General features: G+C 67.0%; 16 protein-coding genes, 1 rRNA gene and 1 pseudogene. 2 read left to right on the top strand and 16 right to left on the bottom strand.

Annotated features, from left to right (window positions below; genetic code table 11):
• Positions 1-127 (bottom strand): 16S ribosomal RNA (locus ALI44B_RS00125); the annotation flags it as partial.
• 594 nt (positions 128-721) lie between these two features.
• Complete coding sequence (tyrS, locus tag ALI44B_RS00120) at positions 722-2,017, bottom strand: tyrosine--tRNA ligase (RefSeq protein WP_238591925.1); 1,296 nt, start codon at positions 2,015-2,017, stop codon at positions 722-724.
• A 221-nt stretch (positions 2,018-2,238) separates the two neighbouring features.
• On the opposite strand from tyrS, the gene ALI44B_RS00115 reads away from it, so the two are divergent.
• Together ALI44B_RS00115 and ALI44B_RS00110 are read left to right on the top strand one after the other, a co-directional pair.
• Positions 2,239-2,853: a SatD family protein gene (locus tag ALI44B_RS00115; protein ID WP_077052776.1), complete on the top strand. Its 615-nt coding sequence runs from the start codon at positions 2,239-2,241 to the stop codon at positions 2,851-2,853.
• Between the two features lie 58 nt (positions 2,854-2,911).
• Positions 2,912-3,538, top strand: coding sequence for a hypothetical protein (locus ALI44B_RS00110; RefSeq protein WP_077052772.1), 627 nt, complete (start codon positions 2,912-2,914; stop codon positions 3,536-3,538).
• 79 nt (positions 3,539-3,617) lie between these two features.
• Here the strand turns inward: ALI44B_RS00110 and argH are convergent, their stop codons facing one another.
• From argH to ALI44B_RS00040, 14 genes and pseudogenes are all read right to left on the bottom strand, one after another.
• Complete coding sequence (argH, locus tag ALI44B_RS00105; RefSeq protein ID WP_077052771.1) at positions 3,618-5,054, bottom strand: argininosuccinate lyase; 1,437 nt, start codon at positions 5,052-5,054, stop codon at positions 3,618-3,620.
• Between the two features lies 1 nt (position 5,055).
• A complete protein-coding gene (locus tag ALI44B_RS00100) occupies positions 5,056-6,252 on the bottom strand; it encodes an argininosuccinate synthase (protein ID WP_077052770.1) in 1,197 nt (398 codons plus the stop codon).
• 47 nt (positions 6,253-6,299) lie between these two features.
• The gene (argF, locus tag ALI44B_RS00095; RefSeq protein WP_077052769.1) at positions 6,300-7,226 is read right to left on the bottom strand and encodes an ornithine carbamoyltransferase; all 927 of its coding nucleotides are present in this window, start codon (positions 7,224-7,226) and stop codon (positions 6,300-6,302) included.
• Positions 7,227-7,496: 270 nt separating this feature from the next.
• A pseudogene (locus tag ALI44B_RS00090) lies at positions 7,497-8,681 on the bottom strand (acetylornithine transaminase); the annotation flags it as partial.
• Positions 8,678-9,601, bottom strand: coding sequence for an acetylglutamate kinase (argB, locus tag ALI44B_RS00085; RefSeq protein ID WP_077052775.1), 924 nt, complete (start codon positions 9,599-9,601; stop codon positions 8,678-8,680). The gene argB and the pseudogene ALI44B_RS00090, both read right to left, overlap by 4 nt.
• A 5-nt stretch (positions 9,602-9,606) precedes the next feature.
• Positions 9,607-10,785, bottom strand: a complete 1,179-nt coding sequence (argJ, locus tag ALI44B_RS00080; protein ID WP_077052768.1) for a bifunctional glutamate N-acetyltransferase/amino-acid acetyltransferase ArgJ — start codon at positions 10,783-10,785, stop codon at positions 9,607-9,609.
• A complete protein-coding gene (gene argC / locus ALI44B_RS00075; RefSeq protein WP_077052767.1) occupies positions 10,782-11,825 on the bottom strand; it encodes an N-acetyl-gamma-glutamyl-phosphate reductase in 1,044 nt (347 codons plus the stop codon). The genes argJ and argC overlap by 4 nt, the downstream gene beginning before the upstream one ends.
• 412 nt (positions 11,826-12,237) lie before the next feature.
• The gene (pheT, locus tag ALI44B_RS00070) at positions 12,238-14,763 is read right to left on the bottom strand and encodes a phenylalanine--tRNA ligase subunit beta (protein WP_077052766.1); all 2,526 of its coding nucleotides are present in this window, start codon (positions 14,761-14,763) and stop codon (positions 12,238-12,240) included.
• A 4-nt stretch (positions 14,764-14,767) separates the two neighbouring features.
• Positions 14,768-15,808, bottom strand: a complete 1,041-nt coding sequence (pheS, locus tag ALI44B_RS00065; protein WP_077052765.1) for a phenylalanine--tRNA ligase subunit alpha — start codon at positions 15,806-15,808, stop codon at positions 14,768-14,770.
• Positions 15,809-15,819: 11 nt separating this feature from the next.
• Positions 15,820-16,674 (bottom strand): amino acid ABC transporter permease, encoded by an 855-nt coding sequence (locus tag ALI44B_RS00060; RefSeq protein ID WP_077052774.1) that lies wholly within the window; start codon positions 16,672-16,674, stop codon positions 15,820-15,822.
• Positions 16,671-17,318, bottom strand: coding sequence for an amino acid ABC transporter permease (locus ALI44B_RS00055; RefSeq protein ID WP_077052764.1), 648 nt, complete (start codon positions 17,316-17,318; stop codon positions 16,671-16,673). The genes ALI44B_RS00060 and ALI44B_RS00055 overlap by 4 nt, the downstream gene beginning before the upstream one ends.
• A 113-nt stretch (positions 17,319-17,431) precedes the next feature.
• Entirely contained in the window at positions 17,432-18,337 is a 906-nt protein-coding gene (locus ALI44B_RS00050) for a glutamate ABC transporter substrate-binding protein (RefSeq protein ID WP_077052763.1), read from the bottom strand.
• A 59-nt stretch (positions 18,338-18,396) separates the two neighbouring features.
• Positions 18,397-19,230: an amino acid ABC transporter ATP-binding protein gene (locus ALI44B_RS00045; RefSeq protein WP_079728439.1), complete on the bottom strand. Its 834-nt coding sequence runs from the start codon at positions 19,228-19,230 to the stop codon at positions 18,397-18,399.
• A 221-nt stretch (positions 19,231-19,451) separates the two neighbouring features.
• A partial coding sequence (locus tag ALI44B_RS00040) for a TrmH family RNA methyltransferase (RefSeq protein WP_143458837.1) occupies positions 19,452-19,839 on the bottom strand: 388 nt, incomplete at its 5' end.

Genomic DNA, 19,839 nt, shown 5'->3' with positions numbered 1-19,839 from the left:
GGTTACTCACGTGTTACTCACCCGTTCGCCACTAATCCACCCAGCAAGCTGGGCTTCATCGTTCGACTTGCATGTGTTAAGCACGCCGCCAGCGTTCGTCCTGAGCCAGGATCAAACTCTCCGTAAATGTTTATCTGCCAGCCACCCCGAAGAGCGACGGCACATTCAGATGTGAGAAAAGCCACCGGAATAGGCGAACAATCCACACGAGTTCAATCTGACCAAATCCGAATATCAACTGACATTCATTTTCAATCTCAAAGAAATCTCAAACACCCAAAAAAGGATGCCGAGGTTATTTGGCATTTGACATTGTGCACGCTGTTGAGTTCTCAAAGATCAGACGCTCCCAACAAACCCACCCGAAGGCTGTTCATCAGGGCAACTTCTCTAACCTACACCACATTTTCAAGAGCTTCTCACGTCTGGCGCCGAGGCGCACAAGTGGGAGAAAATAACTCCGGTGGTGGGTTTTCAATCCTAGATCATTATGCTCTGTTGAACAAGTTCAACTCGATAACTGATTGGGATTGGCCCCCGCTTGAGGCCGGGAAGCTCTTCGGCTCTCCCGCACCTTTGGGGTGACAAGTAAGTACTTTACGCAGGTCCTGGGACCGCCGCAAATTCGGGCTGCATCCCGGGCGTGTCGCCCGTGTTTCCGCGGAAACGACAGATGCCGGCCACCACGGGGGTGACCGGCATCCGGAGTTCGTCGGGGACGTTATTGCTCGAGGAAGATGCCCGCGAGTGTCTTCTTTCCGCGACGGAGGACCGCCACTCCCCCGGGCAGTGCGTCGACGACTGTGGCCGCGTCATCCGTGACCTTGACGTTGTTGACGTAGACGCCGCCCTGCGCAACCGCTCGACGGGCTTCGCCGAGGCTCGATGTGAGGCCGGTGTCGACGAGGAGTTGTGTGACGGGTGCGCCCGACGGCACGTTGACGTTCGGGAGTTCGGAGAGAGCTGCGCGCAGGGTGCCGGGGTCGAGCTCGGTCAGATCGGCTTGGCCGAAAAGAGCCTGGGCGGCGAGGATGGCCGCATTGGTGGCATCCACACCGTGCACGAGGCTCGTCACCTCGTAAGCCAAGGTCTTCTGTGCTTCGCGTTTGAACGGCTCCGTCTCGACCGAGGTCTCGAGCGCTTCGATCTCGGCGCGCGTCAGGAAGGTGAAAACCTTGAGGCGCTCGATCACATCGGCGTCGTCGGTGTTGACCCAGAACTGGTAGAAGGCGTACGGGCTCGTCATCTCGGGATTGAGCCAGACGGCGTTGCCCTCGCTCTTGCCGAACTTCGTGCCATCCGAATTGGTGATCAGCGGCGTGCCGATGGCGTGCACCGTGGCCCGCTCTACACGGTGGATGAGGTCGGTGCCGCTCGTGAGATTGCCCCACTGGTCGCTGCCGCCCGTCTGCAGCACACACTGACGCGTGCGGAAGAGCTCGAGGTAGTCGAGCCCCTGCAGGATCTGGTAGCTGAACTCCGCGTAGCTGATGCCGTTCTCGGAATTGAGCCGGGCGCTGACGGCATCCTTCTTGATCATCGTGCCCACGCGGTAGTGCTTGCCGATCTCGCGCAGGAACTCGATGGCGGTCAGGGGTGCCGTCCAGTCGAGGTTGTTGACGAGGCTCGCTGCGTTGTCACCCTCGAAGCTGAGGTAGGTGGATACCTGCTTCTGCAGATCGCTCACCCAACCGGCGACGACCTCGGGGGTGTTGAGCGTGCGCTCGGCCGTGGGACGTGGATCACCGATGAGCCCCGTCGAACCGCCCACGAGTCCGAGCGGTCGGTGTCCGGCGAGCTGCAGTCGCCGCATGAGGAGGAGCTGGACCAGGTTGCCGAGGTGCAGGCTCGGAGCCGTGGGATCGAAACCGCAGTAGTAGGTGATCGGTTCGCCGCCGAGGAGAGTGCGGAGCTGCTCTTGATCGGTCGACACGTGGACGAGGCCTCTCCAGAGGATCTCGTCCCACACGTTGTCGAAAGTCGGGTCGTTTGCGGGGGTTCGTTGCAGGTCGGGCACGGGGATAAGGCTACCAGCGAGGGGATGCGGGGATGCGGAGGCGGCCCGGTGGGCGGTAACGGCGGGCGCGGCGGGCAAGGCGGAACCAGCGGCGCGGGTCGACGGGGGTGTGCGGGTGAGGTACCGCGACATAACGCCGACGGGGATTTAGGTTATTTGCTTGATGTTGTGGAGTTGAGTGTTTGGGCTTATGTTGGTGGAATTGAGGGTGTGAGGTGCAGATGTTTGTCTTGACGGTTGATCAGGTGAATAGCCGGGCTCATGCGGATCTCGTCGAGCGGGCGGTGCGCGAGGTGTCCGACAGACACGCCGAAGAACTCGTGATGCCGGCCGAACGAACGGCCGGCGACGAGTTTCAGGCCGCCGTCGACGACGCGGGAGCTGTACTCGACATCGTGCTCGAACTGACGCGAGAGGGATGGTGGAGCGTGGGTGTCGGGGTCGGTGGGGTGAGACATCCCCTGCCGGCGTCGACGCGGGAGGCTACCGGGGACGCCTACTACGCAGCACGAGCAGCGGTCGACCGGGCAAAACGGGCGCAGACGCGATTCGCGCTCCAGACGGTTGCCGCCGCGGGCGAAGCGGCCGACCTGGCCCGCGATTGCGAGGCACTCATCGACCTGCTCCTGTCGCTGCGGGAACGACGCACCGACGGCGGCTGGGAAATTGCCGACCTCTTGGCGAGCGGGATGAGCCAGAAACAGGCCGCAGAGTCTCTCGGGATCACGGCATCCGCTGCGAGTCTGCGCATCAAGGCCGCCGGAATACGGCTCGAAGAACGCTCGGTGGCGGCGTTGCGGCGCCTGCTGGAGCGACTGGGGACGCTCGCGGCCTGAACATCCGTGTCAGTGGTTTCCGATGGAATGACGGGCACCGACGCGGGAGGATGAAGGCATGAACCAGAACGAGCTGTACGGAGCGATCACCGTGTCGAGCGTCGCCCTGTTGATCGCGGTCGCCGCGCTCGTGTGCGCCATCATCGCGAGCAGGCCCCGACGGCATCTCGTGATCATTGCCAGCGCGGTGCTCGTCGTCGCCGAGATCATCCTGCTGCTGGTGCCGCTGCCGCCGTTGCTCGACGGGGTCGGTTTCGCGCTTGCGCTCCTGGGTGTTGCCATCGCGGTCGTGGGTGGCGGACCGGCCGTCGTTGCCGTGCTCGATCTGGCCACGCGAGGGTCGGTTCCGGACGGGGATCACGGCGGCATCATGGTCGGGGCGAAGGCCGGAGCCGGAGCCGGAGCGAACGAGTCACCCGCGGAAGCGACCGGCACGGGGCGCGATGAGAAGCCGCTGGAAGTGCTGAGGGGCGGCGCCACGATCGGATATCTGGAGCGAGTCGCCGTTGCGGCGTCGTTGCTCGCGGGATATCCCGAAGGGCTCGCCGTGGTCGTGGCGATCAAAGGTGTCGGCCGGTTCACCGAACTGTCCGAGCCGGAGACGCGGGAGCGCTTCATCATCGGCACGTTCGCCAGCCTGGTGTGGGCGAGCGCGGGAGCCGCGATCGCGTTGCTGGCGCGCTGAGAGCATCCGAATACCACCGCAACAGGGGCGGCTCGACTGAGATCGGGCCGCCCCTGTTGGCGAGTACTGCGCGCTCGGGTCAGGCGAAGAAGCCCGATGCGAGTTCGGCGACGCGCTTCGTGAGCGCCTGGTGCTGCTCAGCGACGCGCACGGGAGCCGTGCCGCCGGTGCCGACGCGGCTCGAGACCGAGCCCTCGACCGTCAAGACCTCGCGCACCGCGGGCGTCAAGTGCGGCGACACCGCGGCCAGGTCCTCGTCGGACGGTTCGGCGAGATCGAGACCACGTTCTTCGCAGAAGCGCACGAGCGCGCCGCTGATCTCATGGGCTTCACGGAACACCACGCCCTGCTTGACGAGCCACTCCGCGACATCCGTTGCCAACGAAAAGCCCTGCGGGGCGAGTTCGGCCATGCGATCCGTGTGGAACGTGAGCGTGGCCACCATGCCCGTGAATGCCGGCAAGAGGACCCTGAGCGTTTCGGCGGAATCGAAGACCGGCTCTTTGTCCTCTTGCAGATCACGGTTGTAGGCGAGCGGCAGGCCCTTGAGCGTTGCCAGCAGGCCCGACAGGTTGCCGATGAGGCGCCCCGACTTGCCACGCGCCAACTCGGCGATATCGGGGTTCTTCTTCTGCGGCATGATGCTCGAACCTGTCGAGTAGCCGTCGTCGAGCGTGACGAAGCCGAACTCCCGCGTGTTCCACAGGATGATCTCCTCGGCGAAACGCGAGAGATTTACCCCGATCAGCGACGCGATGAAGGCGAACTCGGCCACGACATCCCGTGCCGCCGTTGCGTCGATCGAATTCTCGAGCGCGCCCGAGAGGCCGAGCTCGCGGGCGACGAGCGACGGGTCGAGACCGAGCGAGCTGCCCGCGAGGGCACCCGCGCCGTAGGGCGAAACCTTGGCCCGCTTCGACCACTCCCCCAGACGCTCGAGATCGCGAACCAGCGGCCAGGCGTGCGCGAGGAGGTGGTGCGAGAGCAGGACGGGCTGAGCGTGCTGCAAATGCGTGCGGCCCGGCATGATGCCGCCGTGGTGAGCATCCGCCTGCGCCGCAATCGCGTCGATCAGCTGGATGACTCCGTGCGCGATGGCACCCGCCTGATCGAGCAGGTAGAGACGCACGAGCGTGGCGATTTGATCGTTGCGGCTGCGGCCGGCGCGGAGCTTGCCGCCCAGCTCGGGGCCGGCGATCTGGATCAGGCCACGTTCGAGGGCACCGTGCACGTCTTCGTCCGCCTCGACGGCCTGGAAGCTGCCATCAGCGACGTCTGCGGCGAGCGCGTCGAGGGCATGGTGCATGCGCTCGAGTTCATCCGCGGTCAGATAACCGGCCGCGTGGAGAGCTGTTGCATGGGCCTTCGAACCGGCGATGTCGTAGGGAGCCAGGATCCAGTCGAACTGCGTGGACTTGCTGAGCGCTTGCAGGGCCGGGGACGGGCCACCCGCGAAGCGGCCACCCCAGAGGGATCCGCTCGGGGTGGCTCCGCCCGACGTGTTGTCGACGGCCATGCTAGTTCGCGAGGTCCCGGCGAGCCGAGATCTTGGACGGCAGCGACCACAGCTCGATGAAGCCCTTGGCGAGCGACTGGTCGAACGTGTCACCGGTGTCGTAGGTGGCCAGGTTGTAGTCGTACAGACCCACCTCGCTGCGGCGACCCGTGACGGTGGCCTTGCCGGCGTGCAGCGACAGACGCACCTCGCCGGACACGAAACGCTGCGTCTCGTCGATGAAGGAGTCGAGCGCGCGCTTGAGGCCCGAGAACCACAGGCCGTCGTAGACCAGCTCGGCCCATTCGGCCTCGACGCGGCGCTTGTAGCGGGCGACGTCGCGCTCGATCGTGACGTTCTCCAGCTCTTCGTGCGCGGCGATGAGCGTGAGACCGGCGGGCGACTCGTACACCTCGCGGCTCTTGATGCCGACGAGACGGTCCTCGACGATGTCGATGCGGCCGACACCCTGGTCACCGGCGAGCTTGTTCAGCTGCACGACGGCCTGCAGGGGCGTGACAGGCTGACCGTTGATCGCAACGGGCACGCCCTGGTCGAAGGTGATGGTGACCTCGGTGGCCTCGCGGGCCTCGGCGGGGTCCTTCGAGTAGGTGTAGAGGTCTTCGATGGGCGCGTTCCACGGGTCCTCGAGGAAGCCCGTCTCGACGGCACGACCCCAGACGTTCTGGTCGATGGAGTACGGGCTCTTCTTCGACTGCTCGATGGGCAGGTTGTGCTCCTGCGCGTAGAGGATGGCCTTGTCGCGCGTGAGGGCGAAGTCACGAACCGGTGCGAGCGACGTGAGGTCGGGTGCGAGGGCGGCGACGGCAGCCTCGAAACGCACCTGGTCGTTGCCCTTACCCGTGCAGCCGTGCGCGACGCTGTTGGCGCCGAGCTCCTTGGCCGTGGAGGCGAGGTACTTGGCGATCAGCGGACGGCTGAGGGCCGACACCAGCGGGTAACGCTTCTGGTAGAGCGCGTTGGCCTTGATGGCGGGCACCAGGTAGTCGTTCGCGAACTCGTCCTTCGCGTCGACCACGACGGATTCGACGGCGCCGCAGTCGAGCGCACGCTGGCGGATCACATCCATGTCTTCGCCGTCTTGTCCCACGTCGATCGCGAGGGCGACGACCTCTTTGCCGGTGGCGTCTTTCAGCCAGCCGATACCGACCGACGTGTCGAGCCCGCCGGAATATGCCAGGACTACCCGTTCTGCCATGACCTGTTTCTCCTTGTTTTCGTTGTGGTGGTGAGTTGTGTGTTGGCTTATGCGGCTTGGCGCAGGAGCCAGACGAGCAGGGCCTTCTGCGCGTGCAGACGGTTCTCGGCCTCGTCCCAGATGATCGACTGCGGCCCGTCGATCACCGATGCGGTGACCTCGTAGCCGCGGTCGGCGGGAAGACAGTGCAGGAACAATGCGTCGCTCTTCGCCCGCGCCATGAGCGCGTCGTCGACACGGTAGCCGCCGAAGGTCTCGACCCGGGCCGCCTTCTCGTCTTCCTTGCCCATCGAGACCCAGGTGTCGGTGACGATGACGTCGGCGTCGGTCGCGGCCGCGGTGACATCGGTGGTGACGAGGATGCTGCCACCCGTCTGCTGGGCGATGCGCTCGGCATCCGCGACGACATCGGCCTCGGGGCTGTACTCGTCGGGCGCGGCGATGCGGATGTGTGCCCCCGCCGTTGCCCCGGCCAGCAGGTAGGACTGCGCCATGTTGCTGCGGCCGTCGCCGATGAACGTGATCGTGAGACCGGCGAGCTCGCCGCGGTGCTCCTGGATGGTGAGGAGGTCGGCGAGCAGCTGGCAGGGGTGGAAGTCGTCGGAGAGCGCGTTGACGACGGGGACCGTGGTGCCCGCGGCCATCTCTTCGAGGCCGGACTGCGCGTAGGTGCGCCAGACGATGGCGGCGACCTGACGCTCGAGCACGCGTGCCGTGTCGGAGGCCGTCTCTTTGCCGCCCAGCTGCGAGTTGGCGGTCGAGATGATGAGCGGCACTCCCCCGAGGTCGGCGATGCCGACGGCGAAGGAGACGCGCGTGCGCGTGGACGACTTGTCGAAGATGACCGCGACGGTCTGCGGGCCGGCCAGCGGTTTCGCCTGGAAGCGGTCGCGCTTCAGTTCGTGAGCCAGTGTAAGGATATCTGCCTGTTCGGCGGGCGTGATGTCGTCGTCACGCAGGAAATGGCGGGTCATGTCGTTCCTTAGGGTTTAGACGGAAGCTGTCGGGGCGGTCGCGGCGCCGGGGACGCCGGATGCGCGGGGCGCGGTCGGTTCGCCGGGAGCGGGGGCGCCGGCTGCAGAATCGGTGGATGCCTCGGGCTCGGCGATTGCAGGCGGAAGAGTCGGGGTGAGCGCGGGCTCGGGCTCTGCCTCGGGCGCCGGCGCGGATGCCTGAGCCGGCGTCGCTGCGGACGTCGCTGCCGCGGTGTGAGGAGCGTGTGCGGGCGCATCGACCGAAGCCGCGGCATCCGACACATCGCGCAGTGCCCGGCCGAACTTCTCTCGGAACTCGGCCAGCTCGGCGTCGCCCACGATGAGGGGTGGCGCGAGTCGGATGCTCGTGGGGTTGGGCGCGTTGATGATGAGCCCGTGCGCGAGCGCGGCCTGTTGCAGGGCGGGCGCGATGGGTTGGGACAGCCCGATGCCGACGAGCAGGCCGCGACCGCGGACCTCCTCGATGAGCGGCGAATTGAACGAGCGGATGAGGTCGCGCAATTCAGACCCGCGACGCTCGGCATTGCCCACAAGGTCGGCGCTCTCGATCTCACCGAGCACGGCGTTGGCGATGGCCGTGGCGAACGGGTTGCCCCCGAACGTGCTGCCGTGCTGGCCCTGCGAGAACAGGTCGCTCGCCCAGCCGAAGGTGACGATGGCTCCGATGGGGATGCCGCCGCCGATGCCCTTGGCCACCGTGATGGCGTCGGGCACGATGTCGGCCTGCTGGAACGCGAACCACGTGCCGGTGCGACCGGCGCCCGTCTGGATCTCGTCGATGATCAGCAGGACGCCGTGCTGCTCGGTCAGTTCTCGCGCACGCTTCAGGTATCCCTGCGGCAGGTCGATGACGCCCGACTCGCCCTTGATCGGCTCGAGCAGGAGGGCCTGCACGGTGTCGTCAATGTTGTCTTCGAGCGCCTGGATCGTGGTCTCGAGGTATTCGACGCCGCCCGGGAGCGGTTCGAACGGCGCCCGCATGGCCGGTTTGCCCGTGAGCGCGAGCGCCCCCATGGTGCGACCGTGGAACGAGTTCTCGAGCGTCAGCACGCGCGTGCGCTTGCCGCCCGCCTGGTTGAGGCGCGCCAGCTTGAACGCGGCCTCGTTCGCTTCGGCACCTGAGTTGCAGAAGTACGCGCGGCCGGATTCGCCTGTTCCGGCGAGACGCTTGAGGCGCGCCGCCAGCTCGAGCTGCGGCGGCGTGGAGAACAGGTTCGACACGTGCACGAGCGTCGCGGCCTGGCGTGCGGCCGCCTCGACGAGCACGGGGTGGGCGTGGCCGAGCGAATTCACGGCAATGCCCGCCAGGAAGTCGAGATAGCGATTTCCCTCGGAGTCCCAGACCGAGCATCCCTCGCCCTTGACGAGGAACGCGGCCGGCGGCCCGAAGGTGCGCATCATGTCGCGCTCGACATCGTCGCGCCAGGTGTTCATGATTCCTCCTCGGGAACGACTTCGGTGCCGATGCCTTCGCTGGTGAAGACCTCGAGCAGGATGGAGTGGGCGATGCGCCCGTCGATGATGGCTGCTTTCTGCACACCCGCGTCGACGGCTTCGAGGCACGCCGACATCTTCGGGATCATGCCCGATTCGAGTGTCGGGAGCAGGGCCCGCAGATCGCTCGTCGTGATGCTCGAGACAAGAGACTCGCGGTTGGGCCAATCGCTGTAGAGACCCGCGACGTCGGTCAGGATGACGAGCTTGGCGGCTCCCAGGGCGGCCGCGAGGGCGGCGGCTGCGGCATCCGCGTTGACGTTGAGAAGGTCGCCGGGGTTGTCGAGATCGGGGGCGATCGACGAGACGACCGGCACCGTTCCGATCGAGAGCGCGTCGATGACGGCCGCCGTGTCGACGGAAACGACGTCGCCGACCTGACCGAGATCGACGGGCTCGCCGTCGATGACGACGCCGCGTTTGCGACCGCCGAAGAGTGACGAATTGTCACCGCCCAGGCCGAGCGCCTTCTGACCGTGCGCCTCGATGCCCGTCACGATGTCTGCGTTGATCTGGCCGCGCAGCACATCGCGCACGACCGTCATCGCCTCGGGCGTGGTGACGCGATAGCCGCCACGGAATTCGCTCTCGATTCCGAGTTCGGTGAGCCGCGCCGAGATCTGGGGGCCACCGCCGTGCACGACGACGGGCAGAACACCCGCCAGCCGCAGGAACACGATGTCCTCGGCGAAGGCCCGGCTGAGCTCTTCGGACACCATGGCGTTGCCGCCGAACTTGATGACGACGATCTCGCCGTGGAACCTTTTGAGCCACGGCAGCGCCTCGATGAGCACATTGGCCTTCGACAGCGCCTCGGCGGGCGAGTTGTCGGGAATCTCGTCGGAGATGTGATCGGTCATGGTCATCAACTCGAGTACGCGCTGTTCTCGTGCACGTAGTCGTGCGTGAGGTCGTTGGTCCAGACCGTCGCGCGCGTGTCGCCAGCGTGCAGATCGATGAGGATGTGGACGGCTCGCGGGGTCAGGTCGACCAGTTCGCGGGGCTGATCGGGCTCGCCCGCGGTGCACACCTGCACGCCGTTGAACGAAACGTCGATGTTGTAGGGGTCGAAGGCGGCCTGCGTCGTGCCGACGGCCGCGAGCACCCGGCCCCAGTTGGGGTCCTTGCCGAAGATCGCGGCCTTGAACAGGTTGCTGCGGCTGACGGCGCGCGCCACCTCGACGGCATCCGATTCGCTCTCGGCATTGACGACCTCGATGGCCACGTCGTGATCGGCACCCTCGGCGTCGGCCTGCAGCTGCAGCGTGAGGTCTTGGCAGACCGCCGTGAGCGCGGCCGCGAAATCGTCGGCGCCGGGCGTGACGCCGCTCGCACCGGAGGCGAGGAGCGAGACGGTGTCGTTGGTCGACATGCATCCGTCGGAGTCGAGGCGATCGAAGGTAACCGCCGTGGCGCGACGCAGAGCCGCATCGAGCTCGGCAGGGCTCAGAGCGGCGTCGGTCGTGATGACGACGAGCATGGTCGCGAGGCCCGGGGCCAACATGCCGGCACCCTTGGCCATGCCACCGATGGTCCAACCGTCCTGCGACGTGAACGTCGACTGCTTGGGCGTCGTGTCGGTCGTCATGATGGCCTGCGCGGCGGCGAGACCCGAAGCGTCGGAGGCTGCGGCATCCGCATCGCCCGTGAGCGCCGCGGAGGCATCGGCGACACCCGCGCGCAGCTTGGAGAGATCGAGCTGCTCGCCGATGAGGCCCGTGGAGCAGACGAGCACATCGCCCGCCGAGACCTCGAGAGCGTCGGCAACTGCTTCGGCCGTGGCGTGCGTCGTTTGAAAGCCCTGGCTGCCCGTGTAGCAGTTGGCACCGCCGGAGTTGAGCACGATGGCCCGAACCTGACCGTCGCTCATGACCTGTTTGCTCCACAGCACGGGGTTGGCCTGGCAACGGTTGCTCGTGAAGACCGTGGCGGCGGATGCGATGGGCCCCACGTTCTGCACGAGCGCGAGGTCGAGGCCGCCCGAGTTCTTGAGGCCGCAGGCGACGCCCGCCGCGAGGAAACCTTCGGCTGCTGTCACACTCACGGTGCAACTCCGTTCACGCTCAGGCCGGTGGACTCCGGCAGGCCGACGGCGATATTCGCCGACTGGATGGCGGCACCCGCGGTGCCCTTGACGAGGTTGTCGACGGCCGCGACCACGACGACGCGGCCGGCGCTCTCGTCGATCGCGAGGCCGATCAGCGCCGTGTTTGCGCCGAGGACATCGGCCGTGCGCGGGAAGTCGCCCTCGGGGAGCAGGTGCACGAAGGTTTCGTCGCCATAGGCCTGCTGCCAGGCGGCCCGCACGGCTTCGGCCGATGTGCCCGGCACGATGCGGGCGGTCGAAGTCGCGAGGATTCCCCGCGACATCGGCACGAGAACGGGTGTGAAGGAGAGCGAGACCGTGTCGGCTCCCGCGCCGCGCAACGACTGCGCGATCTCGGGGATGTGCCGGTGGGTTCCGCCGACCGCATACGGGTTCGCCGAGCCGAGGATCTCGGCCGCGAGCAGGTTCGTCTTGAGCGCCTTGCCGGCACCGGAGGGCCCGACGGCCAGCACCGAGACGATGTCCGTGGCCTCGATGACGCCCGCCGCGATGCCGGGGGCGAGCGAGAGAGCCACGGTGGATGCGTTGCACCCGGGAGCGGCGATGCGGGTAGCACCCACGAGGTGGTCCCGCTGCTTGCCCGCGCCGACGATGAGCTCGGGCACGCCGTAGGCCCACGCACCGAAGTAGTCGCCGCCGTAGAACGCGGCCCAGTCCTCTTCGGAGGTCAGCCGGTGGTCGGCCCCGCAGTCGACCACGAGCGTCGACGGGTCGAGCTCGGCCGTCAGCTCGCCCGATTTGCCGTGCGGCAGCGCCAGGAAGACGATGTCGTGACCGGCGAGCGTCTCGGGCGTGGTGTCGACGAGCGTGAGATGCGCGAGCGACCGCAGATGCGGCTGCACCTGCACGAGCGGCTGGCCCGCATTCGAGTGCGCGGTGACGGTGTCGATGCGGAATTCGGGGTGGGCCGCGAGCAAACGCAGCAACTCACCGCCGGCGTAACCGGATGCACCGGCTACGGCTACAGAGAAAGCCATGGTTCTACCTTATTGACGAGAAGCGACGGGGGTCTGTGCCTTATCGGCGACGCCCTCTGACGCTTTCGTTCGGGAGAACGGCAGGGTCGGGTGAGCGTCGCCTAGACTCGGTCGCTCGAGCGGCGTCGGCGCGCACGGGCAGAACCCTGTGCCGTGGTGACCTGAAGCAGGTCGATGCGCCGAACGAAAACCATGGGATTACCTTACAGGGGTTGAGGCGGCCATTTCCAGCCGGGGCGAGCGCGCGGACGCGGCATCCGTTGCATCGGCTGCATCACTGCGGCGGTCAATCCGCGACTCGTGCACGATCTGTGCGCGAAAATCCGTTTACGTGCACGCGAACGGGCCGCCCCCGCAAGGGAGACGGCCCGTTCACAATTCATGCGACACGGCAAGCGGGACACCCGCAGGGCTACTCGCGCACGGTCGCGCCGTAGGCCTCCTTGGCTCGCTCGGCACCCGCCAGCTTCGCCTCGGAAGCCTCGGCTGCCGTGAGTGTGCGATCGGCGGCGCGGAACCGCAATGCGAACGTCACGCTCTTGGCGCCCTCGGCCACACCCGGACCGCGGTAGTCGTCGACGAGCTGGATGTCTTCGAGCAGCTCGCCGGCGCCGGCACGCACGACCTCGAGCACATCGCCCGCGGGCACCGCGGCGTCGACGAGCAGGGACAGGTCCTGCGTGGCGGCGGGCATGGCGCGCACGGGCTCGGCCTCGATGACACCGGAACCGGCAACGGTCAGAGCATCCAGGTCGAGTTCGGCGAGCGCGACGACGCGCGGCAGGTGCAGCTCGGCGGCGATCTGCGGCAGCAGTTCACCCGCGAAGCCGACGGACTGCGCACCCACGAAGAGCTCGGCGGTGCGGCCCGGGTGGAACGCCTTGTGCGAACCCTGGCGCACCGTCAGGTGAACTCCGGATGCGGCGGCCACGACACGCGCGGCGTCGAGCACGTCGGCGATCCCCGCGGCGACGGCGGGCTGCCCCGGCTGCTTGGGAATCAGGTTGCCGAGCGCGAGCAGGGCGGCGTGCCGGGGCTGACGCGGGATCGACGCCTCGAGCGCGGCGAGCGTCTCGGCATCCGGTCGCCCCTCGATGCCGGGCAGGTCGACCAGCCCGTAGTCGACCCCTGCCTCGGGGCGGAACACCGAGCCCAGCTCATACAGAGCCAGGTCGGTGAAACCGCGCGACAGGTTGCGGCGCGCAATCTCCAGCACACCGGGCAGGAGCGAGGTGCGCAGGAACGGCACGGTGCCGTCGAGCGGGTTGGCGAGCTTGATGCCCGCGACCTCGGCGTCGTCTGGCGCACCAAACAGGTCGTTCTGGGCGGACGACACGAACGGGTAGGCGAGCACCTCGGTGAATCCGTCGGCGGCCAGCGCGTTGGCCACCCGGCGACGCACCTTCTGCGACACCGTGAGCCCCCGGCCGGGAGGCGCGACGGGCAGCACGGCCGGGATGTGGTCGTACCCGATGATGCGGGCGACCTCTTCGGCCAGATCGGACTTGTCCGTGATGTCGGGGCGCCAGCTGGGCGGCGTGACGAGCAACACGGCGGATGCGGCATCCGCACCGTCTTCGACCGTCGCACCGATCTCGGCGAGCGCCTGCTTCTCGTCGTCCGCGCTGATCGGGAAACCGACGAGACCTGCAACGTAGCCAGAAGGCAGCTCGATGGGCTGGCGGTCGGGGATATCGCTGAACACCGAACCCGTCGTGTCGGCCACTCCTCCGGCGAGGTCGACCATGAGCTGGGCCACGCGGGCGGCAGCCGCGACGGCGATCTGCGGGTCGACACCGCGCTCGTAGCGCTTCGACGCCTCGCTCGGCAGCTTGTGTCGGCGGGCCGTGCGCGCGATCGACACGGGGTCGAAGTTGGCGGCCTCGATGAGCACGTTGGTCGTCTCGGCGCTCATCTCGGTGGCGGCTCCACCCATCACGCCGGCGAGGCCGATCGGCCCCGAACCATCCGTGATGAGCAGGTCTTCGCCGTGCAGCGTGCGCGTGGCGTTATCGAGAGTGACGATCGTCTCGCCGGCCATGGCACGTCGCACCACGATGCCGCCCTGCAGCGCGTCGAAGTCGTAGCCGTGGATGGGCTGGCCGAGCTCGAGCATGACGTAGTTGGTGATGTCGACGAGCAGCGAGATCGAGCGGATGCCGGCGAGCTTGAGGCGTGCGACCATCCAGGGCGGCGTCGGCCGCGTGGCGTCGACACCGCGCACGACGCGCGTCACGAACACCGACGAGCCCGCGCGACCACGGATGGGTGCCTGGTCGTCGATCGAGACCGAGAAGCCTTCGAGCGCACCGGCGAGCGGGTCGGAGACGGCGAGCGCGGGGTCGCGGAATGCCGCGCCGGTCGCGTGCGAGTATTCGCGCGCCACACCGCGGATGGAGAACGCGTAACCGCGGTCGGGCGTCACGTTGATCTCGACGGCCTGATCATCGAGCCCCAGCAACGCAATGGCGTCGGTGCCGACCTCGGGGTCGAGCCCCAGGGTCGTGAGGCGCAGGATGCCGTCGTGGTCGTCGCCCAGACCGAGCTCGCGCGACGACGCAATCATGCCGTCGGACACGTGCCCGTAGGTCTTGCGCGCGGCGATCGGGAAGGGGCCGGGCAGAACGGCGCCGGGCAGGGTCACGACGACCTTGTCCCCGGGGAAGAAGTTGCCGGCGCCACAGACGATGCCGCGCACGGCGTCCTCGCCGTCGCCCGGCGCAACACGCACCTGGCACCAGCGGATGGTCTTGCCGTTCTTTTGCGGCTCCTCGACGAAATCGAGCACCTGGCCGACCACGATGGGCCCGGTCAGGTCGAACGTGTGGATCTCTTCTTCTTCGAGCCCGACGCGCACGAGCGCCTCGTGCACGTCTTCCGGCGTCGTGCCGGGTGTCAGGTCGACGTATTCGGCCAACCAGCTGAGCGGAACCCGCATCGTCTTAAACCACCATTCCGAAGTGCTGTGAGAACCGGATGTCGCCCTCGATCATGTCTCGCATGTCGCTGACGTCGTTCCGGAACATGAGTGTGCGTTCGATGCCCATGCCGAACGCGAAGCCCGAGTAGATATCCGGATCGATGCCCGCGGCGCGCAGGACGTTGGGGTTGACCATGCCGCAGCCGCCCCACTCGATCCAGCGGGCGCCGCCGACGAAGGTCGGGTGCCACAGGTCGAGCTCGGCGCTCGGCTCGGTGAAGGGGAAGAACGCGGGGCGCAAGCGGATCTTCGCCTCGGGCCCGAACATGATCTTGGCCACGTGTTCGAGCGTTCCGCGCAGGTGCGCCATGGTCAGGCCCTTGTCGACCGCCAGACCCTCGAACTGCGTGAAGACGGGGGTGTGCGTGGCATCCAGCTCGTCGGTGCGGTACACGCGGCCGGGAGCGAGGATGTAGACGGGCAGCTCGCGCTCGAGCATCGACCGCACCTGAACGGGCGACGTGTGCGTGCGCAGCACGAGGTGCCGCTCGACGGGGTCAACGAAGAACGTGTCCTGCATGGCGCGGGCCGGGTGGTCGGCGTCGAAGTTCAGCGCATCGAAGTTGAACCACTCGTTCTCGAGCTCGGGCCCCTCGGCGATCTCCCACCCCATGCCGACGAAGACGTCGGCGACGTCTTCCTGCAGAACAGAGAGCGGATGACGCGCACCGACGGCCCGGCGCGACGGAAGGGCCGTGACATCCACGGCCTCTGCCGCCAGCTGGCGCTCGGCCTCTTCGGCGACGATCTCGGCCTCGCGAGCCTGGAACGCCTGGTTCACGCGCCCGCGAGCGCCGCCGACGAGCTTGCCGAACGCGGCCTTGTTCTCGGGGGCGACCTGACGCAGCTGCGCGTTCAGGGCGGCGAGCGGGGACGCCTCGGCGGTGTGGGCCTGTTTGACGGCCTTCAGCTGCTCGGAGTCGGCCGCGCCGGCAATGGCCGCGAGGGCCGCGTCAACGGCGGCCTGGACGGATTCTTCGGAGATGGGAGTGGTGTCTGACACGGTTCACCATCTTAGACGCCGGCGTCGATCTCCTGCCCGGCCGCCTTGGTCGCCACGCCCACCTTCGAGCGCAGACGCAGCTCGACGAGCTTCGCCACACCCGCGAGCGCGAGGCACAGCAGAATGTAGATCGTGCCGAAGACGATGGCCGACGGGATGATGGGCGAACCATACTGACCCTGCGAGCCGTAGAACTTCGCGAGGAACAGCAGCTCCTGGTAGGTGATCAGGAACCCGAGCGCCGTGTCCTTCAACACCACGACGAGCTGCGAGATGATCACGGGCAGCATGTTCCGCACGGCCTGGGGCAGCAGGATGATGCGCATCACCTGGCTCTTGCGCAGACCGATGGCATAGCCCGACTCGGCCTGCCCGACCGGCAGACCCTCGACTCCGGCGCGGAACACCTCGGCGAGGACCGAACCGTTGTAGAGCGTCAGGCCCGTGACGACGGCGATGAAGGGCGTGATGCCCTCGACCCCGAGCGGCGGCAGGCCGTAGTAGAGGATGAACATCAGGATGAGGAGCGGCACGGCGCGGAAGAGCTCAATGAACGCCGTGGCGGGGTACTTGACCCACTTATGCTCCGACATGCGCCCGAGCGACAACACGAGACCCAGGATGAGCGACAGCACGGCCGCATAGGCGAAGGCCTGCAGCGTGTTGAGCAGGGCGTTGAACATGTTCTGGTGCACGAGCGGCAGCGTGAACAGTTCCCACTTCTTGGGCTCGAACTGGCCGGTCTCGAAGAGGCGGTAGACCACGAACGCGAGCACGGCGGCGACCACGAGGACCGTGACCACTCCGAGGATGCGGTTGCGGCGGATGGCGCGGGGGCCGGGGGTGTCGTACAGGACGGAACTCATCGCGCGACCCTCCACTTGTTCTCGAGATAGCGCTGCAGGAGGGACAAGACGCCCACGGCGAGGATGAAGATGAGCGCCACCCAGAGCAGCACCGTCAGTTGCGGTTCACCGCGCTCGGAGAGCACCTGGCGGATCGTTCCGGCCTCGGCGACCGAGAAGCCGGCTGCGATGGTCGTGTTCTTCAGCAGGGCGATGAAGACGCTCATCATGGGGGGCACCGTTGCCCGGAATGCCTGCGGAAGGATGACGAGGGACATGGTCTGCCCGAACGGCAGGCCGATCGCACGCGCCGCCTCGGCCTGACCGACGGGCACGGTGTTGATGCCCGAGCGCAACGTCTCGGCCACGTAGGTGGCGGTGTAGAGGCTCAGCGCGATGATCGCGAGCGTGGTGTAGCCGACATCCGGCAGCCCCAGCTTGGGATAGCCGAACGCGAAGAAGAACATGAGCAACGTCAGCGGGGTGTTGCGCACCAGGTTGACGTAAACGGTGCCGACGGCTCGCATCGGCGTCACGGGCGAAACGCGCATGGCACCGACGATGGTGCCGAGGATGAGCGCGAAGATCGCCGAGAAGAAGAAGAGGACGAATGTCATCCGGAAACCGTCGACGAAGATGTCGAGGTTGTTGAAGAGGGTGTCCACGGGTGTGACACTCTCCTTCCGTTCTGGCCGCACGGGGGCGCGCGGGCGGTGGGGTGGTGTCGGGGCCGGCTGACCGGCCCCGACACGCTACGACCGGGGGTCGCGGATGCTGCTTAGTACGCCTCGACCTCGGGCTGGTCGACCTTCGTGCCACTCTCGCCGAGCGTCGCGTCGTAGATCTTGGTCCAGGTCTCGCCACCGTCGGTGAACATGGTGTTGATGAACTCGCGCAGGGCGGTGTCGTCCTTCGCGATTCCGACGCCGTACTTCTCGGTGGAGAAGGGCTCACCGACGACCTTGAGGGCGTCGGGGTCCTGGGCGGCATAACCGATGAGGATGGCCTGGTCGGTCGTGACGGCGTCGACCTGTCCGTCCTTCAGCGCGTCGACGCACTGCGAGTACGTGTCGAACTCGGTGGTCTTCGTGTCGGGGAAGTTGTCCTTGATGTTCTGGATCGGCGTGGAACCGGTCGCGGAACACACGGTCTTGCCCGCGAGGTCGTCTTCGCTCTTGATGTCCGAGTTGTCGGCCTCGACGAGGAGGCCCTGGCCGGTCACGAAGTACGGTCCGGCGAAGCCGACCTGGTCTTTGCGCTTGTCGGTGATCGAGTAGGTGCCGACGTAGTAGTCGACGTCGCCGTTGACGATAGCCGATTCGCGGTTGGCCGAGGGAATGGCCTTGTAGTCAATCTTGTCGGCCGAGAAGCCGAGGGATGCTGCCACCCAGCGCGCGATCTCGATGTCGAAGCCGCTGCGCTCGCCCGTGCCGGCGTCGAGGAAGCCGAGACCCGGCTGGTCTTCCTTCACGCCGACGACGACCTTGTCGGCCTCTTTCATCTTGTCGAAGGTGGGGCTGCCCTCGAGCGTGACGTCGGACGCCACCTCGAAGAGCGAGCTGTCGGTCTCGGTGTCGCCCGAACCGGCGGGTGCGGTCGAGATGGCGGTGGACCCGCCGCATCCGGTCAGTGCCAGAGCCGCGGTGGCGAACCCAGCCGTGAGGAGAGTGAGCTTCTTGCGCATTGCTGTTCCTTTCAAGGGAGGACGGCGACGGTGCGTCGCCTCTCGGGGTGCACCGGCGATCAGTGCGTCAGAAGTTTGGAGAGGAAGTCCTTGGCCCGCGTGCTCTTCGGGTGGTCGAAGAACTCCTCGGGGGTCGTGTCTTCGACGATCTCGCCGTCGGCCATGAAGACCACGCGGTCGGCGGCCTTGCGAGCGAAGCCCATCTCGTGCGTGACCACGATCATGGTCATGCCCTCGGCGGCGAGCTGCGTCATGACGTCGAGCACCTCGGTGATCATCTCGGGGTCGAGCGCCGAGGTGGGCTCGTCGAAGAGCATGACCTTGGGCTTCATGGCGAGGGCGCGGGCGATGGCGACGCGCTGCTGCTGTCCGCCCGAAAGCTGCGCGGGGAGCTTCGCCGACTGCTGCTCGATGCCGACGCGCTCGAGCAAGACCTTGGCGGCCTTCTCGGCATCCGCCTTCTTCTGCCGGCGCACCTTCATGGGGCCGAGCGTCACGTTCTCGAGGATGGTCTTGTGGGCGAAGAGGTTGAAGGACTGGAACACCATGCCGACATCCGCCCGCAACGCTGCGAGCTTCTTGCCCTCGGAGGGGAGCTTGGTGCCGTCGATGCGGATCTCGCCCGAGGAGATGGTCTCGAGGCGGTTGATCGTGCGGCAGAGCGTGGACTTGCCCGACCCGGACGGGCCGATGACCACGACGACCTCGCCCTTGTTGACGGTCAGGTTGATGTTCTTCAGCGCGTGGAAGTCGCCGTAATGCTTTTCGACGTTCTCCACGACCACCAGCGGTTCACCGCGACCCGCCACGATCGGATTGCTCGTCGTTTCGTAGCGGCTGATCGGCGTCGATCCGGTGGAGGCGCTCGGGTTCGTCTCATCTGTGGGAGCCATGAGGCCACGCTAGATGACGCTGTGTTTCAGGCGCGTGTCAGAATCTGGTCGTTACCGATTCGTGACCCAAGCAGGGGGCCCTGAAACAGGGGTGATCCGCGGGATTCCGGGGCTTCAGGCGCTCCGCTCCCCCGCGGATGTCGCGACGAAACTTCTCGGTCGTCGGAGCGTCGTGTGTGCGTCGCGTGGGCGTTGCGCGTGCGTCGCGGCGCCCGGGCGGGTCAGGCGCGCTGGGCGAACGCGCTCTCGTAGAGACAGACGCTCGCTGCGGTGGCCAGGTTCATCGACTCGGCGGCGCCGTAGATGGGCACCGAGGCGACGCGGTCGACGAGGGTCAGCTGGTCGTCTTCGAGGCCGTGTGCCTCGTTGCCGAACACCCACGCTGTGGGGCCAGAGAGGTCGCCGTCGGCGCGCACGGCGAGCAGGCTCTCGCCCTTGACATCGGCCGCGATGGTCTTGAGTCCGGCCGCGTGCGCGCGCACGAGTGCCGCCTCGAGTTCGGCGCCCACGGCGATGGGCAGGTGGAAGAGCGATCCCGTGGTCGAACGCACGACCTTGGGGTTGTAGAGGTCCACCGTGCGACCGGTGAGGATGACGGCGTCGGCGCCC

Origin of the sequence: Leifsonia sp. ALI-44-B (assembly GCF_001984125.1) — a bacterium.
GTDB lineage: Bacteria > Actinomycetota > Actinomycetes > Actinomycetales > Microbacteriaceae > Okibacterium.
The sequence above is the reverse complement of the archived record's forward strand: the minus strand, read 5'-3'. Positions and strand labels throughout refer to the sequence as shown.

Bases quoted from the DNA above. Each gene is read 5' to 3' on its own strand.
- ALI44B_RS00045 (WP_079728439.1), bottom strand. From the start codon at position 19,230: ATGGCTCCCACAGATGAGACGAACCCGAGCGCCTCCACCGGATCGACG.
- argC (WP_077052767.1), bottom strand. From the start codon at position 11,825: ATGGCTTTCTCTGTAGCCGTAGCCGGTGCATCCGGTTACGCCGGCGGT.
- argH (WP_077052771.1), bottom strand. From the start codon at position 5,054: ATGGCCGTCGACAACACGTCGGGCGGAGCCACCCCGAGCGGATCCCTC.
- ALI44B_RS00100 (WP_077052770.1), bottom strand. From the start codon at position 6,252: ATGGCAGAACGGGTAGTCCTGGCATATTCCGGCGGGCTCGACACGTCG.
- ALI44B_RS00110 (WP_077052772.1), top strand. From the start codon at position 2,912: ATGAACCAGAACGAGCTGTACGGAGCGATCACCGTGTCGAGCGTCGCC.
- pheT (WP_077052766.1), bottom strand. From the start codon at position 14,763: ATGCGGGTTCCGCTCAGCTGGTTGGCCGAATACGTCGACCTGACACCC.
- argF (WP_077052769.1), bottom strand. From the start codon at position 7,226: ATGACCCGCCATTTCCTGCGTGACGACGACATCACGCCCGCCGAACAG.
- ALI44B_RS00060 (WP_077052774.1), bottom strand. From the start codon at position 16,674: ATGAGTTCCGTCCTGTACGACACCCCCGGCCCCCGCGCCATCCGCCGC.
- ALI44B_RS00115 (WP_077052776.1), top strand. From the start codon at position 2,239: ATGTTTGTCTTGACGGTTGATCAGGTGAATAGCCGGGCTCATGCGGAT.
- argB (WP_077052775.1), bottom strand. From the start codon at position 9,601: ATGACCGATCACATCTCCGACGAGATTCCCGACAACTCGCCCGCCGAG.
- ALI44B_RS00050 (WP_077052763.1), bottom strand. From the start codon at position 18,337: ATGCGCAAGAAGCTCACTCTCCTCACGGCTGGGTTCGCCACCGCGGCT.